11 protein-coding genes and 1 tRNA gene are annotated in these 16,076 nt (G+C 68.6%); 6 read left to right on the plus strand and 6 right to left on the minus strand.

Annotated features, from left to right (window positions below; translation table 11 throughout):
- Window positions 1–141: 141 nt before the first annotated feature.
- Window positions 142–1,005, minus strand: coding sequence for a hypothetical protein (locus tag ACFWZU_RS02525; RefSeq protein WP_439699840.1), 864 nt, complete (start codon window positions 1,003–1,005; stop codon window positions 142–144).
- A 322-nt stretch (window positions 1,006–1,327) separates the two neighbouring features.
- Here ACFWZU_RS02525 and ACFWZU_RS02530 point away from each other — a divergent pair, with 322 nt between their 5' ends.
- The 3 genes from ACFWZU_RS02530 to cysN all read left to right on the plus strand — a co-directional run bounded on the left by ACFWZU_RS02530 (window position 1,328) and on the right by cysN (window position 5,390).
- Window positions 1,328–2,182 (plus strand): hypothetical protein, encoded by an 855-nt coding sequence (locus ACFWZU_RS02530; protein ID WP_439699841.1) that lies wholly within the window; start codon window positions 1,328–1,330, stop codon window positions 2,180–2,182.
- A gap of 326 nt (window positions 2,183–2,508) precedes the next feature.
- A complete protein-coding gene (gene cysD, locus ACFWZU_RS02535) occupies window positions 2,509–3,486 on the plus strand; it encodes a sulfate adenylyltransferase subunit CysD (RefSeq protein ID WP_439699842.1) in 978 nt (325 codons plus the stop codon).
- On the plus strand, window positions 3,486–5,390 hold the full coding sequence (gene cysN / locus ACFWZU_RS02540) for a sulfate adenylyltransferase subunit CysN (RefSeq protein ID WP_439699843.1): 1,905 nt from the start codon (window positions 3,486–3,488) through the stop codon (window positions 5,388–5,390). Before cysD ends, cysN begins: the two co-directional genes overlap by 1 nt.
- A 705-nt stretch (window positions 5,391–6,095) precedes the next feature.
- Here the strand turns inward: cysN and ACFWZU_RS02545 are convergent.
- From ACFWZU_RS02545 to ACFWZU_RS02565, 5 genes are all read right to left on the minus strand, one after another.
- Window positions 6,096–7,058: an ATP-grasp fold amidoligase family protein gene (locus tag ACFWZU_RS02545; protein WP_439699844.1), complete on the minus strand. Its 963-nt coding sequence runs from the start codon at window positions 7,056–7,058 to the stop codon at window positions 6,096–6,098.
- A gap of 348 nt (window positions 7,059–7,406) precedes the next feature.
- Window positions 7,407–8,606 carry an MraY family glycosyltransferase gene (locus ACFWZU_RS02550; protein WP_439699845.1) on the minus strand — a complete coding sequence of 400 codons (1,200 nt, stop codon included), beginning with the start codon at window positions 8,604–8,606 and terminating at the stop codon, window positions 7,407–7,409.
- Between the two features lie 227 nt (window positions 8,607–8,833).
- Window positions 8,834–10,651, minus strand: a complete 1,818-nt coding sequence (locus ACFWZU_RS02555) for an SLC13 family permease (RefSeq protein WP_439700166.1) — start codon at window positions 10,649–10,651, stop codon at window positions 8,834–8,836.
- 427 nt (window positions 10,652–11,078) lie between these two features.
- Window positions 11,079–11,786 carry a tRNA (guanosine(46)-N7)-methyltransferase TrmB gene (trmB, locus tag ACFWZU_RS02560; protein ID WP_439699846.1) on the minus strand — a complete coding sequence of 236 codons (708 nt, stop codon included), beginning with the start codon at window positions 11,784–11,786 and terminating at the stop codon, window positions 11,079–11,081.
- A 94-nt stretch (window positions 11,787–11,880) separates the two neighbouring features.
- Window positions 11,881–14,145, minus strand: coding sequence for a DUF6600 domain-containing protein (locus ACFWZU_RS02565; RefSeq protein WP_439699847.1), 2,265 nt, complete (start codon window positions 14,143–14,145; stop codon window positions 11,881–11,883).
- 220 nt (window positions 14,146–14,365) lie between these two features.
- Here ACFWZU_RS02565 and ACFWZU_RS02570 point away from each other — a divergent pair.
- From ACFWZU_RS02570 to rimK, 3 genes are all read left to right on the plus strand, one after another.
- Window positions 14,366–14,439: transfer RNA gene (locus ACFWZU_RS02570), tRNA-Gly, on the plus strand.
- A gap of 100 nt (window positions 14,440–14,539) precedes the next feature.
- Window positions 14,540–15,037: an ATP-dependent zinc protease family protein gene (locus ACFWZU_RS02575; protein WP_439699848.1), complete on the plus strand. Its 498-nt coding sequence runs from the start codon at window positions 14,540–14,542 to the stop codon at window positions 15,035–15,037.
- On the plus strand, window positions 15,034–15,912 hold the full coding sequence (rimK, locus tag ACFWZU_RS02580; protein ID WP_439699849.1) for a 30S ribosomal protein S6--L-glutamate ligase: 879 nt from the start codon (window positions 15,034–15,036) through the stop codon (window positions 15,910–15,912). Before ACFWZU_RS02575 ends, rimK begins: the two co-directional genes overlap by 4 nt.
- Window positions 15,913–16,076 lie beyond the last annotated feature (164 nt).

Consider the following 16,076-nt stretch of genomic DNA (forward strand, 5'->3'; position numbering starts at 1 on the left):
TGACGACGCATGCCTGCCGGTGGGTGCCTCCGCAGAGGCGGTGGGTTGCGTCACCGGAAACATGGTCTGGTTGTACCGGCGACGCGGGTGATGCGGCCGTAGCCTGGAAGCCCGGCCGGGGCGGCCGGTTCCTCCGTGGTGTCAGATCGGCTGCCGCGCCCGTTGCGCCTGGTCGCAGGCGGCCCGGGCGCTCGGCGCGAGATAGCCGAACTTCTCCACGATGAACCGATCGCGGTCGCCGACGAGCTTTTCCGTCTGCTCGTCGTAGTAATAGCCCGGGCCGCGCTTCTTGGACGAGGTGTTGGTCTTGGGCCGCTCCATCAGCTCGGCGGCCTTTTCCCTGGGCACCTCGACGTTCGCTGCCCGCAATGCCTCCAGCAGGTCGGCCTCCAGGTGTTCGTTGCGGATGAAGCGGTCGACGAAGCAGTGCCGCTGCTCGTGCTCGATCAGCTGCTCCGGCGTGGTCACGGCCCGCAACGTACCGAACTGGTTCTTGCGGCAGGTGAACAGGCGCATGTAGCGCCAGGTCAGCAGGCCGGCGAAGCGGTTGACCGGAAAGCTCCAGTACCCCTCGCCGATGTCGCGCCAGTAGCCCGGGTCGTGCAGCATGCGCACCCATTCGCGGAACGCTCCCGGATCGTTGACGTCACGGAAGGTGCGCTTCCACTCCTGGGCATGCCAGTTCGGCCGCATGCCCATCACCAGGCGCAGCACCGAGAAGAAGTCGCGCTTCCAGCCGTGGTCGCGCAGGCGGATGCCCGGCGTGCTGAGGTTGCTGTAAAGGTCGCCGCGCCCGTCGCAGCAGTAGGCCCAGAGGGAGACATGCCAGTCCCACGGATCGCGTACCGAGCCAAGGAAGAAGCGGTCGCCCGCGAACAGGTCCGCGGGGGCCTGGTTATGGCGCATGACCAGCCGGCCGCCGACGATCTCCTTGAGCAGGTTGCGGATGTGCGTGCATCCGGTCTTCTGCAGTTCGAGAAAGACGATCCTGTCGGAAACGAACATAGGGACTCCAGTTTCTTGATCCGGACGCCGCGCCAGCCGACGCACGCGCGCCCGCGCGATCGCACGGGCGAGCATCCTGGCCGGCAACGCGTCGCGTGCATGGGGGCGACCGCCGTAGCGGGAACGTTGCCACCGCGTCTGTCGTAAAGCGGTGAACTGCTGACCCCGCTTGCCGCCCTGCAGCGCATGCTGTGGCCGATTCACCGATCTGCGACAAACGCGATGGCAACGTCCCGGCGTTTCGTGGCGCGTCACCGCTGGCGCGCCGACCGCGTGCACGGATGCCGCCGCCCGCGGGCAGACAACCAACGATGGAGCCGATATGTTCGTTTCCGACAGGATCGTTTTCGTGGAATTGCAGAAGACCGGATGCACCCACATCCGCAAGCTGCTCAAGGAGATCGTCGGCGGCGAACTCATCGACAAGCACAACCAGGCCGGGTCGCACCTGTTCACCGGCGACCGCTTCTTCCTGGGTTCGATCCGGAACCCGTGGGACTGGTACGTCTCGCACTGGGCCTACGGCTGCGACGGCAAGGGCACGGTCTATTACAACGTCACCACCGACGGCTGGCGCGGCCGTGGCCGCGGCTGGAAGAAGCACCCGATGCAGACCCTGGCCGAGTTCCTGCAGAGCCGGCCGAACCGCCACGCGGAACAATGGCGGCGCACCTACCGCGACGCCAACGATCCGGGTGCGTTCCGGCAATGGCTGCACATGCTGCACGATCCCACATACTGGCCCGACGTCGGCGAGGGCTACTGGAAGTGGCCGGCCAGCCGCGTCGCCGGCCTGCTGACCTGGCGCTACATGAAGCTGTTCACCTGCCGCGAGGGCGGACTGGGCGCGCTGAAATCCATCCAGACGCCGGAACAACTGGCGGCGCACGAAAGCCGGCACTGTTTCATCGACGGGTTCATCCGCAACGAGCGGCTGGAGTCGGACCTGCTCGATGCGCTGGCGCGCGCCGGTATCGCCGTGCCGCCGGCCACGGTGGAGGAGATCCGCATGCGACCGAAGACCAACACGTCCTCGAAGAAGCACGGCGCGCAGTTCTACTACGACGCGCCGACCGAGGCCCTGGTCGCCGAGCGCGAGAGGCTGATCGTCGAGAAGTTCGGCTACCTCGCTCCGGGCGCCGGGGCGTGCGACCGGCGCGCGACCGCGCCGGTGTAGGGCGTTCACACGCCAGTCACCCGAATCGGTCCCCCCGGGGGGGCTGAGGGAACGCTCCCGAGCCGGCTTTCGGCAACGTTCGTTTCATCTCTCCGGCACGCCCTTCTGACAGCCCTTGCACGCCGGCGTTGAAAGAATTGCCCAGCCTGCCGGCATTCATTCAAAAGGCGTATGCCGGCAGTGAAGGGAGCCCGCCCCGGTCGCGTACGGGGCGCCCCTTGTTCCGGAATCGCATAACGTAAAGCTACCGATTTCTTTCACAAACGCTTGTCCAAGATGCAACGTCACGGTTGCCTTCTTGGCGCCCCACTGCAACAGGACTGCCCATGACCCTGGCCGCCACGCCCCAAGACCACGACGCCCCGCGTACCGAACAGGCACGGGATACCGACCTCCAGCGCCTTGCCGCCTCTTCGCACCTGAAGCGCCTGGAGGCCGAGGCGATCCACATCATGCGAGAGGTGGCGGCGGAGTTCGCCAACCCGGTGATGCTCTACTCGGTCGGCAAGGACTCGTCGGTGCTGCTGCACCTGCTGCAGAAGGCGTTCTATCCGGCGCCGCCGCCGATCCCGATGATGCACGTGGACACCACCTGGAAGTTCCGCGAGATGATCGCCTTCCGCGATCGCCGCGCGAAGGAAACCGGCTGCCGGCTGATCGTGCACACCAACCAGGAAGGCGTGGCGCAGGGCGTGAATCCGTTCAGCCACGGCGCCAGCGTGCACACCGACATCATGAAGACCCAGGCCCTGAAGCAGGCGCTGGACAAGTACAAGTTCGACGCGGCCATCGGCGGAGCCCGCCGCGACGAGGAGAAGTCCCGCGCCAAGGAGCGCGTGTTCTCCTTCCGCAACGCGCAGCACCGCTGGGATCCGAAGAGCCAGCGCCCGGAGCTGTGGAGCCTCTACAACACCCGCATCCACAAGGGCGAGAGCGTGCGCGTGTTCCCGCTGTCGAACTGGACCGAGCTGGACATCTGGCTCTACATCTACCGCGAGAACATCGAGGTGCCCTCGCTGTATCTGGCCAAGGAACGGCCGACTGTCGAGCGTGACGGCCAGCTGATCATGGTCGACGACGACCGCATGCCGCTGGAGCCGGGCGAAGTGCCGCAGATGCGCAAGGTGCGCTTCCGCACGCTCGGTTGCTACCCGCTCACCGCGGCGATCGAGTCCGAGGCGGACACGCTGCCGGCGGTGATCCAGGAAATGCTCATCGCGCGCACCTCCGAGCGCCAGGGTCGCATCATCGACCACGACGCCTCGGCCTCCATGGAAAAGAAGAAGCAGGAAGGATATTTCTGATGGATCTGCAAATCACCGACTCCGCGCCGGACAACGCCGTCACCGCGATCAACGACTACCTGCAGCGGCATGAGACCAAGAGCCTGCTGCGCTTCATCACCTGCGGCAGCGTCGACGACGGCAAGAGCACGTTGCTCGGCCGCCTGCTGTATGACACCAAGCTGCTGTTCGACGACCAGCTGGCCGCGCTCGAGGGCGACAGCCTGCGCCACGGCACGCAGAACGGCGAACTGGATTTCGCGCTGCTGGTCGATGGCCTGTCCGCCGAGCGCGAGCAGGGCATCACGATCGACGTGGCCTACCGCTTCTTCAGCACGGACAAGCGCAAGTTCATCGTCGCCGACTGCCCGGGGCACGAGCAGTACACGCGCAACATGGCCACCGGCGCCTCCACGGCGGACCTGGCGGTCGTGCTGGTCGACGCGCGCAAGGGTTTGATGACGCAGACGCGCCGCCACACCTACATCTGCAGCCTGCTCGGCATCCGCCATGTGCTGCTGGCGGTCAACAAGATGGACCTGGTGGACTACGCGCAGAGCACGTTCAAGCGCATCGAGAGCGACTACCGCCTGGTCGCCGCGCAGATGGGCATCGAGAACGTCACCGCGATCCCGCTCTCTGCGCTGGCGGGCGAGAACGTGTCCAGCCGCTCGCAGGTGATGGGCTGGTACAACGGGCCGAGCCTGCTCGAGCACCTGGAGACCGTGCAGGTCGAGCGGGTCACCAGCAAGCTCGGTTTCCGCATGCCGGTGCAGTGGGTGTGTCGTCCCAACCAGAACTTCCGCGGCTACGCGGGCCAGGTGGTGGCCGGTTCGATCGCGCCCGGCGACGAGATCGTCGCGCTGCCCAGCGGCGTGCGCTCGCGGGTGGCGCGCCTGGTCACCGCCGACGGCGATCTGCCGCGCGCGGCCGCCGGCGACGCCGTGGCGATCCAGCTCGAGGACGAGCGCGACATCAGCCGCGGCGACGTGATCGCGTCGATCTCCTCGCCGCCGCAGGTGGCCGACCAGTTCGCCGCGCACCTGTTGTGGATGGACGCCTCTGCGCTGCTGCCGGGCCGTCCGTACTGGATGAAGATCGGCGCGCGCATGGTCACCGCGCAGGTGACCGAGATCAAGCACCGGGTCGACGTGAACACGCAGGAGAAGCGTGCCGCCAAGCGCCTGGAACTCAACGAGGTGGGCTTCTGCAACCTGAGCCTGGACCACGCGATCGCGTTCGAGTCCTACGAGGACTGCCGCGAACTCGGCGCGTTCATCCTGATCGACCGCCAGACCAATGCCACGGTGGCCGCCGGCACGCTCAACTTCGCCTTGCGCCGCGCCGACAACATCCACTGGCAGCACACCGACGTCGATCGCGTGGCGCGTGCGCGCATCAAGGGCCAGACGCCGGCTTGCCTGTGGTTCACCGGCCTGTCCGGTTCCGGCAAATCCACCATCGCCAACGTGGTGGAGAAGCGCCTGCACGCGATGGGCTACCACACGTACATGCTCGATGGCGACAACGTGCGCCATGGCCTCAATCGCGACCTGGGGTTCACCGACGAGGACCGCGTGGAGAACATCCGCCGCGTGGCGGAGGTGGCCAAGCTGATGGTCGATGCGGGCCTGATCGTGATGGTGTCCTTCATCAGCCCGTTCCGCAGCGAGCGTGGCATGGCCCGCAGCCTGTTCGAGAACGGCGAGTTCCGCGAGGTGTTCGTCGACACGCCGCTGGAAGTGTGTGCCCAGCGCGATCCGAAGGGCCTGTACGCGAAGGCGAAGGCCGGCCAGATCCGCAACTTCACCGGCATCGACTCGCCCTACGAGCGTCCGGAAAATCCGGAGATGCACCTGGACACCATGGGTGCCTCGGTGGACGAGCTCGCGCAGCGGATCATCGACGGTCTGCTGGGGCAGTGACGCGGGCCCTTGTGGCCACTACAACCCGACCTGCGGTACCGAGCCCCCTCCCGTTCCGGGAGGGGGCTTTTTCGTGGGCATGCCGCCAGCGAGAGCTCGCCTTTGATGCTCTTGGACCCCTCCCCCTAGGGGAAGGGTGAGGGGCCGGGGCTCGTGGTGCCGGTGGGAGTGAAAGGGCTCTTCAGAGCTTCTTCGGCGAGCAGGGCCCGAGGCCAGTGCGACCCCTCACCCCAACCCTCTCCCCGGAGGGGAGAGGGAGCGGGTCGCTCGTATATCTGACGCGCGTGTATCTGCTCTTGAACCCCTCCCCTGGGGGCGGGGTGAGGGGCCGGGCTCGCGGTGCCAGTGGTGGGGAAAAGGCTCTTCAGAGCTTCTTCGACGAGCAGGGCCCGAGGCCAGTGCGACCCCTCACCCCAATCCTCTCCCCGGAGGGGAGAGGGAACGGGTCGCTCGTATATCTGACGCGCGTGTACCTGCTCTTGAACCCTTCCCTTGGGGGCAGGGTGAGGGGCCGGGGCTCGTGGTGCGGGTGGTGGTGAAAGGGCTCTTCAGAGCTTCTTCGACGAGCAGGGCCCGAGGCCAGTGCGGCCCCTCACCCCAACCCTCTCCCCGGCGGGGAGAGGGAGCCGGTGGCTCGGGTATCTGACCCGCGTGTACCTGCTCTTGAGCCCTCCCCGGAGGGGCGGGGGCCGGTTGATCGTGGCCTCAATCGAGGGTGCTGGCCACATGCGTCGGCGGCGCCGTGGCGCTCCTCCCGGTCGGCGGCAGGTCTTTCCCGTAGGGGCTGGGCTCAGGCCAGCCGAACTTGGCACCCAGGGTTTCGTCCCACTCCTTCGGGTCGAACACGTACCGGCCCGCGCCAGGCGTGAGCGTCAGTTCGCCCACGTAGACGCGGCCCTGGTGCAGGTAGAGGTCCACGCGCATATAGCCCAGCGGTTCGGCCAGCTTGCGCGCCACGTGCAGCATCTCGTCCAGTTGCTCCGGCCGCGGCGCGATGCGGCCGCTGGTCTTCTGGTGCAGCAGCTGGAAGGGTGCCGGGCGCCAGTCCTCCAGGTAGAGATCCTGGGTCAGGTGCTCGAAGCGGCCCTGCATGTGCTGGATGAACACGTAGGGTTTCTGCCCCGCCCCCGGGTTGAACACGTTGAACTTGAAGTCGGCCGGGGGCCGGCCGTCGGTCAGCAGGGCATGTTCGAAGATGATGCGCGGGCGGATGTAGCGGTAGTGCTTCTCGCGCATCCGCATCGGGAACTCCGATGTCATCCACTCGTTGGCCAGGCGCGCCAGTACCACCGGGTCCTCGTCGCGCTTGTCCAGCACGATGCGCAGCTGCCCGAAGCTGTGGTTGGCCTTCATCACGAAGCTGCCGGGAAGCGAGTCGAAGGTTTCCGGCCCGACTTTTTCGGCGATCAGGTAGGCGGGCACCAGGTACTGCGAGCCCACTGCGTTGGCCACGTAGCCGCGCACCTCGACCTTGTCGGCCAGCCGCGAGAACAGCGGCGAGGGATAGCGCATGCGGTGGAAGATCTTTTCGGAGAATCGGCGCGGCTGCTCGAAGTGGCAGGGCCGCCCGTGCGTCATCAGGTACTTGTACTGGTAGAAGGCGCAGTCAGGCAGCGCCATCACCAGCGGCGACACCTGTTCCCTGAAGGCTTTGAGCTTGCGCGTCATCGTGCTGCCTGCTGCGGGACGGGGTGTCCGTGATCGCTCCCCGCCCCGGGTTGTCCGCCGTCCCGCTGTTGCAGCCAGGGCGGCAAGCTGTCCTGCGTTTTCGGATGGGCGGTCGAACTCACGTTCTGGCGATTTCCATGAGAGAGGGATGACGTGATTGTTGGGCGCGCGTGGTCGATGCAGCGTGCAATGTCACGGAAGGGCGGGTGCATGCGTGCCCGTGGGTGGCTGCCGATCGCACGGCGACGGAACGGAACGGAGCTTGCCGAGGGCAGCCGCCCCGCATGTGGTTCGATGCGGGACGGCCGGGGGCCGGGCGGGGCGGGACGGACGCGCCGCGAACGCCCCCTATTTGGCGGCCGACCCGTGCTTGGGACCCCGGCTGTTCTTGCCGTAGGGAGACAGCAGGGTGACCGACGAGCGCAGGCGCACCACGTTGCTGGGCAGCTCCGCCGGTTCCAGCGTGGCTCGCGGCTGCGGCTGCGGCTGCGGCTGGGGAACCGCAGGTGCGGCCTGCTGCTTCTGCCACAGGCGCCCGGTCGCGGTCACGTAGATAGCCGTCAGCGCGCCGAAGGCGAGCAGGTTGCTGCCGGGGGCCAGTGAATGGGTCAGCATGCCGGTCAGCGCGAGCAGGATCGCCAGCATCACCAGCGCGACCAGCGTGGTACGCGGTCCCAGCCCGGCACGCAGCATCATGTGGTGGATGTGGCCCCGGTCGGGCTTGAACGGGCTCTTGCCTTCGCGGATGCGGCGTACCACCACCTGCAGCGTGTCGAGCACCGGCAGCGCCACGCACCAGAGTACGTCGATGGTAGACAGCTCGGTGTTGTTCCCGCTCTGGCTCAGGTGGATCAGCGTCCACGCCAGGATGTAGCCCACCACCATGCTGCCGGCGTCGCCCAGGAAAATCTTCTTGCCGACCAGGCCGAGGTTCGCGGCCAGGTAAGGCACCAGGGCGCCGGCCAGCAGCACCAGCACGATCACGCCGGGCCACTGCGGCTGGCCCTGGTACAGGATGATCGCGGCGATGCTGACCAGTGCCAGCATGCCGGCGAGGCCGTCGATACCGTCCATCATGTTGAACGCATTGAGCAGGCCGATCACCGCGACCACGGTCAGCGGGATGCCGAAGACCCCGAGCTCGAACTCGTGGCCGAACAGGTGGCCGAGCGTGTGGATCTGGACGCCGGTGACCGCGACCATCGCCAGCACTGCCGCGGTCTGCACCAGCAGCCGCGCGCGGACGCTCAGGTCGAAGCGGTCATCCAGTGCACCCACCACCGCGAGCACCGCGCCCGTGCCCAGCAAAACGCTGGTGAACAGGGGCGCCTGCCCGTCGACCACGGCGCCGGCAAGCACGCCGATGAAGGCAGCCAGTCCGCCGATCAAGGGGATGTGTCCCACGTGATGCTTGCGTTCATTCGGGCGGTCCACCAGGCCCCAGGCCCCGGCGAACCGATAGAGAATGGCGATCGCCAGCGCGGAAACGCAGGCAGCCGTCAGACAAGCGATAAGTATCCGGGAGTACTGCATAGTGGCTAGTCCCATCGTCCTGATCAGGCCATGCCTGCAGACGTAGCTATCCCGTCGCTGACACGGCACCACCTGCATGCGCAGGCATAACCGGATATCCCCGTTCCCTGGCTCCCGCGAAGGAGCTTCCGGACAGAGTAGGCAGGCCCCAGTGCAATTCTCGTCAACAGTAGGCAGGGGTGTTTTGCCTGCAAGGAAGGCGCCACGGGCCTGTCCCGGCCGCTTGCGGATTCAGTGAAGAATCAGTGGAAAAGCAGGTTGATGACCACCAGCGTGGCCACCAGCATCGCCAGCGTCAGCGGCACGCCGACGCGCAGGAAATCCTTGCCGCGGTAGCCGCCGGGACCGGCCACCATCATCAGCGCCGGATGGCCCGAGCTGAGCAGGAAGGTATTGGACGAGGATACCGCCACGATCAGAGCGTAGGCTGAAGGGTTCCCACCGGTGGCCACCGCCACGCTGATCGCGATCGGCACCATCATCACCGTCGCGCCCACGTTGGACATCACCTGCGAGAACAGCAGGGTGAGTACCGCCAGGCACGTCTGCAGCACCCACGGCGAGGCGCCGCCCAGCTTGTCCAGCACCTCCTGCGCAAGCCAGGCCGCGGTGCCGGTGGCGTCCATCGACCAACCCAGCGGAATGAGGCAGGCGGTGACGAAGATCGTCTTCCAGTTCACCGCCTTGTAGGCCTCGTCCATGTTCAGCACGCCGGTCAGCAGCATGCCGATCGCGCCGGTCATCATCGCCACCGACAGGTCCAGGTGGGTGAACAGCGCCAGGCACTTGGCCAGCAGGAAGAAACCCACCGCCTGCCAGATCTTGCCGGGACGCTGCTCTTCCTTGGGGATGTCGGTGACGACGACCAGGTCCTTGTCCTCGGCCGCCAGGGCCAGGTCGCGCCAGCTCGAGTGCAGCACCAGCGTGTCGCCGGCGCGCAGGTTGACCCCGCGCACGTCGTCGCGGAATACCTGGTCGCCGCGGTTGATCGCCAGTACCGAGATGCCGTAGCGCTTGCGCAGGCGCAGGTCGCCCACGTTCTGCTTGAGGAAGCGCGAGGACGGCGGCAGCACCGCCTCGGAGATGCCCGCGCGGGTCGGGTTGAACAGTTCGCCCAGCTGGCGCATGCGCGGGGAAACCTTGCACAGCTGGTTGTTGGCGAAGTGGTTGATCTCCTCGCGCGGCGCCAGCACGCCGAGCACGGAACCGACCCAGATCACGTAGTCGACCGGCGGCGCCATGCGCGCGTCGTTGCCGCTCTTGATCGCCAGGATCAGCGGCGCGCCGTGCAGTTGCTCGACCTCGCCGATGCTCATGCCGACCAGCGGGCTCTCCGCGGTGACGGTCAGTTCCGCGGTCTCGCCGCCGATGCCGTAGGTCTCGGCGAAGTAGCTCTCGGTGCGGCCGGGGGTCACCTTCAGCCGCTCGTCCTCGCGCTCGGGCAGCAGCTTGCGGGTGAACAGCCAGAAGTAGGTGATGCCCAGCAGCGCCAGCACCAGACCTACCGGGGTCACGCTGAACAGGCCGAACTTCGGGATCGTGTGCGCGCCGGGCGGCAGGTTGGCGTTGGCGCTGGCGATCAGGTCGTTGAGGACGATCAGCGGCGAGTTGGCGATCAGCGTGGTGTTGGTCGCCGTCAGGATGCAGAAACCCATCGGCAGCAGCAGCCGCGAGATCGGCACGCCGGTGCGCGCGGACAGGCGGCTGGTCACCGGGATCATCAGCGCGGCCAGCGCCTGGCTCGGGATCACCGCGCTGAACAGACTCGTCACCGAGTTGATCACCACGCCCAGGCGTGATTCCTTGCCCCGCGCCATGCGCATCACGAAGCTGGCGGTCAGCGAGAGCACGCCGGCGCGGTCCAGTCCCGCGCCCATGATCATGATCGCGATGATGGCGATCACCGCGTTGCCGGCGAAACCGTTGAACACGCGCTCGGACGGGATCAGGCCGGTCAGGCCGATCACCACCACCACCAGCAGCGCGACCATGTCGGCGCGGATCCACTCCAGCACCAGCATCAGCATGGTGAAGCCCACCAGCCCGAGTACCAGGATCATTTCGGGGGTGAGCGCGAGGGCCACTAGCTAGCGTCCAGGAGGGGCTGGTGGTGGAAGCGGATGGGATTGTGCAGTGGATGCCTCACGCGGCCGGGCCCGTCCCTGTCTGTCGGCGAAGTATAAGCGGGGCATTGCGGCGGCTGGTGAATCGCGGGGCCCGCGCGTCGGCACGAGTTGGAAGTCTGTGCTCCGGGGAGAGGGCGGAGTGCCGGCCGGAGCTCGCGCGAAGCTGATGGACGAAGTGCTCAGCCGGGGACTCCATCCGGATGCCCCGGTCCCTTCCCTGCAAAAAAGCCTGCGGGCCCAACGCTCTCCGGAGGAGATCCGAGCCCAGGCCCCGCAACGGCTTCCCCTTCGGACAGGCGACCGCTTGCGTGGGTGACGCTGACGTTTCTGCAGAAGGCTTCCCGGAACCGAAGGCGGCGGCTCAGGCCCTGCGGTAGAGCAGGTCCCACACCCCGTGTCCGAGCTTCAGCCCGCGCCGCTCGAAATGGGTCTCGATGCGCCAGGCCGGCTTCTCGGCGTACTGGCCCGGCGCGATGGCATTGCGCCAGGCGGGGGCGGCTTCCATCACTTCCAGCATGTGCTCGGCGTAGGGTTCCCAGTCGGTCGCCAGGTGCAGCAGCCCGCCGGGCGCCATGCGCGAGGCGAGCAGCGCGACGAAGTCCGGCTGCACGATGCGCCGCTTGTTGTGGCGCTTCTTGTGCCACGGGTCGGGGAACCAGATCCGCGCCTCGGCCAGCGTGTCCGGCGCGATCTCGTGTTCGAGGACTTCCACCGCGTCGTGCTTGTAGAGGCGCACGTTGCCGGCCCCGCGTGCGGTCAGCGCGTTCATCAGGCGGCCGACGCCCGGGCCGTGCACCTCCACGCCGATGTAGTCGCGCGCCGGATCGTGTTCGCTGGCCCACGCCAGCGCCTCGCCATTGCCGAAGCCGATTTCCAGCACGCGTGGAGCGACGCGGCCGAAGCGGGCGCCGAAGTCCTGCACCGCGCCGGTGTAATCGATGCCGAAGCGCGCCCAGTGGGCATCGAAGGCGCGCTGCTGCGCAGGCGTCATGCGGCCTTCGCGCAGCACGAAGCTGCGGATGCGGCGCAGGTAGGGGGAACTGGCGGGGTGTTCGGGCTGGTCGTTCACGGCATGCGCCTGGGGTGCGATGGCATGGCGGCGGGCGTGCCATGCCGCGGGGGGCGCATTGTAGCGGCGGCGCCGCAAGGGCGCCGCCAAAAGGTCAGTGTTCGGGATCGAAGCGCCGCGCCGATGCATGCCGTGGTTGCGGCGCCGGTGCCTGCGAGCGGGCGGGGGCCTGCCGGGGCGCCGGCGCGGCTTCGCGCTGCACCGGAGCGGCGTGCGGCACGGGCTGCCGCTGGCGGAAGTCCGGCGGACGCTGGAAGCGTTGAGGCGGCGGGGCCGACCGTGCGCGCAAGGGCGGATCGAAATCCGGCCGGCGCATGTTGGCCTGCTGCGCCGGGCGGTCGTCGTTGCGGAAGGCAGGTTCGCGACGTGCATCCGGCCGGGGAGCGCGCACGATGCGGTTCTGCACCGCGGCCTCGGGCGCGCGCTGGAAGCGGGGGCCGGCGTCCGCCTCCGGTCGGCGCACCGGTGCTCGCGGCCCATTCGCGCGCTCGAAGCGTGGCACCTGCGGCAACGTCGGCGCGGCGCGCGCCGCGCGTTCGCGGTCGGCCTCGGCGGTCGAAATGAAGCTCACGCCCGGACGGGGTTCGGCCACCGGGCGGGAGGGAGGGGTGCGCACGAAGCGCGCCGAGCGCAGCTCGCCCGGGCGCAACGGGGCTTCGCGGGGGGGCATGCGCGCGGGGTTGTTCACGCCACGGGCTTCACGTGCGTCGCCGCGAGTATCCCGTGTGTCGGCGTGGGTCCCGCGCAGGTCGGTGCGGACCGGTGCGCGGCGCACTTCCGGCTGCGCGTCTGCGCGACGGGCCGGGGCGATATGCGCGACCGCGGGCAGTGTCTGCGCATGCGGCCGCAGCACGCGCACGTGCGAGGGCGAAGCCGCGCGGGGCCGGGCCGCGTCGATGCGGTCGGCCATGCGCTCCGCGCGGGGTGCATGGCGCGCCACCACCTCGCGCCGGAAGCCCTGTGCCGGCAGCGGCCGGGCCTTGGGTCCGCGCGGCGGGGCGAAGCTGTGCTGCGTCGGCTTCGGCGCGGCGTTGCGCGTCAGCAGGCGGGCGCCGGCGAGCTTGCGCGGATCGACGTCCAGGCGATGCCGCTGCACGCGGTCGGCGCCGGCGAACACGCGTCCCGGCACCGCCGTGAAGCCGCGCGGGCCACCATCATGCAGCGCGCGCACCGGCGGGGCGATGCCGCGGTGCCAGTCGCGGTAGCGGCGGTCGACGCGGTTGACGATCACCGTGTTGTGCACGTGGATGTTGGTCACGTTGACCTGGGTGTAGTAGCGGCGGCTGCCGCGGTACCACGGGTCGTAGACGTCGCCCGGGCCGAGCGGGTACCAGCCGACCGGTGCATCCCCCACCGACACGCGCCAGTGGCTGCCGCCCACGAAGGCCACCAGCGCCGGCGCGTACACCGGGCGCCAGCCGATCGGGCCGGGCACCCAGCACCAGCCGCGGCTGCGCCAGGCCCAGCGGCCGTAGTGGTAAGGCGCGAAGCCCCAGGGCGCGTCGTCCACCCAGGTCCAGCCCCACGGGCCGACCCAGGCCCAGTGGCCGTCCCGGTAAGGCGCCCAGCCGGCGTCGACCTGCGACGGGTACCAGACCTGGCCGTACTCGGGGTCGCTGCGCCAGTCGCCGTAGCGGTCAAGGTCCTGGTAGCCGATCACGTCCTCGGACACGTAGCGGCGCGATCCGGAGTCGGCGTAGCGGCGGCTGCGCTCGTCGCACCAGGCATCGAAGTCGTCGCCGCCGGCCACATCTTCCACGTCGACGTCGGCCAGGGCCGAATCCGCGAAGCGGTAGCTGCGCCCGGCGATCACCAGCCGCTGCGCGTCGTTCTCGCCGTAGACCGTGGCGCTGCCGTCGAACGCGGTGACCCGCGTGCCCCGGCCGTCGCGGTCGACGTCGACGCGGTAACTGCCCGGGTGGTCTACCACCAGCGCCACGGTGGGCGTGTCGATCTCGTAGCTCTGGCCGTCGTCGAGCCGGCGCACGGTCAGGTTGAGCGTGCCCTGGGTCAGTTCCAGCTGCGCCAGCTGGTCGTCCAGCTGCAGGAAGCCCACGTCGGTGCCGCCATCCAGGCGCACCGCGGCGCCGTCCAGTTCCAGCTCGGCGCGCGCGCCGCTGTTGCTGGACAGCCGGTCGCCGGTGGTCAGCGGGCGGTTGATTCCGGCATCGCCCCAGGCCTGCGCGCCCGAGGGCAGCAGGCCCACGTCGCCTTCCAGGTAGGACAGGCGGGCGACCCGGTCGGGCGGATCGCCCGCGGTGTCGTCGGTCGCCTGCGCGTGCAGGGCACCGGCGCCGCACAGCAGCAGGGTGGCGGCGCAGGAGCGCCAGAACAGCTGCAGTTTCGAAAGTGCACGCATGGGTCTTTCCCTCCGCCGTGTACGCGCCATGGAAACGGCTGACGTCACGAGGCGATGACTCGATTATGGGCTGGCGTGTCATCCCTCAGCGCGCCGGGTCGCCCACGGTTCAGCCGGCCGCCATGTGCGGTTCATGCGCCGTGCGGGTAGTGCGCGCCCGGCGGGGACATGGCGCCCCGTTCCCCAACTCCCGCCTCCCGGGTTACCATCGTCGGCGAACGCGGGTGTAGCTCAATGGTAGAGCTGTAGCTTCCCAAGCTACTGACGAGGGTTCGATTCCCTTCACCCGCTCCAGCCTGCACGCAACCCGGCCGGACGGCCGGGTTGACTTCACCTCCCCTTGAGGGGCCGGCCCGCCACGCTTTCCGGCTCTGCCCACACCATCCGTGCAGCGATGACAGACGTGATCACCCTCGGTTGGCGGGAACGACTGGCACTGCCCCAACTGGGCATCGACATGCTCAAGGCCAAGCTCGACACCGGCGCCCGTTCCAGTTCCCTGCACGTGGACACGCTCGAAGCCTTCGCGCGCGATGGCGCGACGTGGCTGCGATTCTCGATGACGGTCGGCCGACGCCTGCATCCGCGCAGCGTGCAGTGCGAGGCGCCTGCGCTGGGCCGGCGCCTGGTCACCGACACCGGCGGGCACGGCACCGAACGCTGGTTCGTACGTACCGACGTGCTGCTGGCGGGCGAACGCTATCCGATCGAGATCAGCCTGACCGACCGCCGGCACATGCTGTTCCCGATGCTGCTGGGCCGCAGCGCACTGCTCGGGCGTTTCGCCGTCGACCCCTCGCTTTCCTACACCCAGCCACGGCCGCGCCCGGCCTTTGCGGCCGAGTCGGTGGCACGGGTCGCCAACGAACCTCACCACGGCCAGTTTCCATGAAGATCGCGATCCTCTCGCGCAATACGCGGCTCTACTCGACCCGCCGCCTGGTCGAGGCCGCGCGCGAACGCAGCCACGTGGTGCGCGTGCTCGACCCGTTGCGCTGCTACGTGCGCATCGCGCCGGGGCAGGCGTCGGTGCGTTACAAGGGCAAGGCGCTGCGCGACATCGACGCGGTGATCCCGCGGATCGGCACCGCCACCACCTTCTACGGCACCGCCGTGTTGCGCCAGCTCGAGATGATGGGCGTGTACACGCCCAATTCGTCCGACGCGGTGCTGCGCGCACGCGACAAGCTGCGCTGCCTGCAGATCCTCGCCTCGCACGGGCTGGACATGCCGGTGACGGTGTTCGGCGACAACCCTGACGACACCAACGACGTGCTCGCGATGCTTGGCGAGCCGCCGCACGTGATCAAGCTCAACGAAGGCAGCCAGGGCACCGGCGTGGTGCTGGCCGAGAAGCGCAGCGCCTCGCAGAGCGTGATCGAGGCCTTCCGCGGCCTGTACGCCAACTTCCTGGTGCAGGAGTTCATCGCCGAAGCCAAGGGCAGCGACCTGCGCTGCTTCGTGGTCGGCAAGAAGGTGATCGCGGCGATGCAGCGCGAGGCGAGCCCGGGCGACTTCCGCGCCAACCTGCACCGCGGCGGCACCGCGGTGAAGGCCACCCTGAGCGCGGAAGAGAAGCGCATCGCCATCCGCGCCGCCGGCGCGCTGGGGCTGGGCATCGCCGGCGTGGACCTGCTGCGCTCCGATCGCGGCCCCCTGCTGCTGGAGGTCAATGCCTCGCCCGGCCTGGAGGGGATCGAGACGGCCACCGGCGTGGACGTCTCCGGCCACATCATCCGGCACCTGGAAGAACAGGCACGCGCCTGAGCTTTTCTTCACGCGTGCTGCACTAGAACGTGCGCGCCGGGCACGTCCGTTAACGGCCGTATGAGACGCGGTTAACCGCACCGTAACCGCCCGGGCCCTATAAAGGCTCCACTGCAATGTGTTGGCGGCGACCGCTCGGTCGACACCGGCAGATTCGGTATCGG

The sequence above is a fragment of the Frateuria sp. GZRR33 genome, assembly GCF_051900425.1.
In the GTDB taxonomy this organism is placed as follows: domain Bacteria; phylum Pseudomonadota; class Gammaproteobacteria; order Xanthomonadales; family Rhodanobacteraceae; genus Frateuria_A.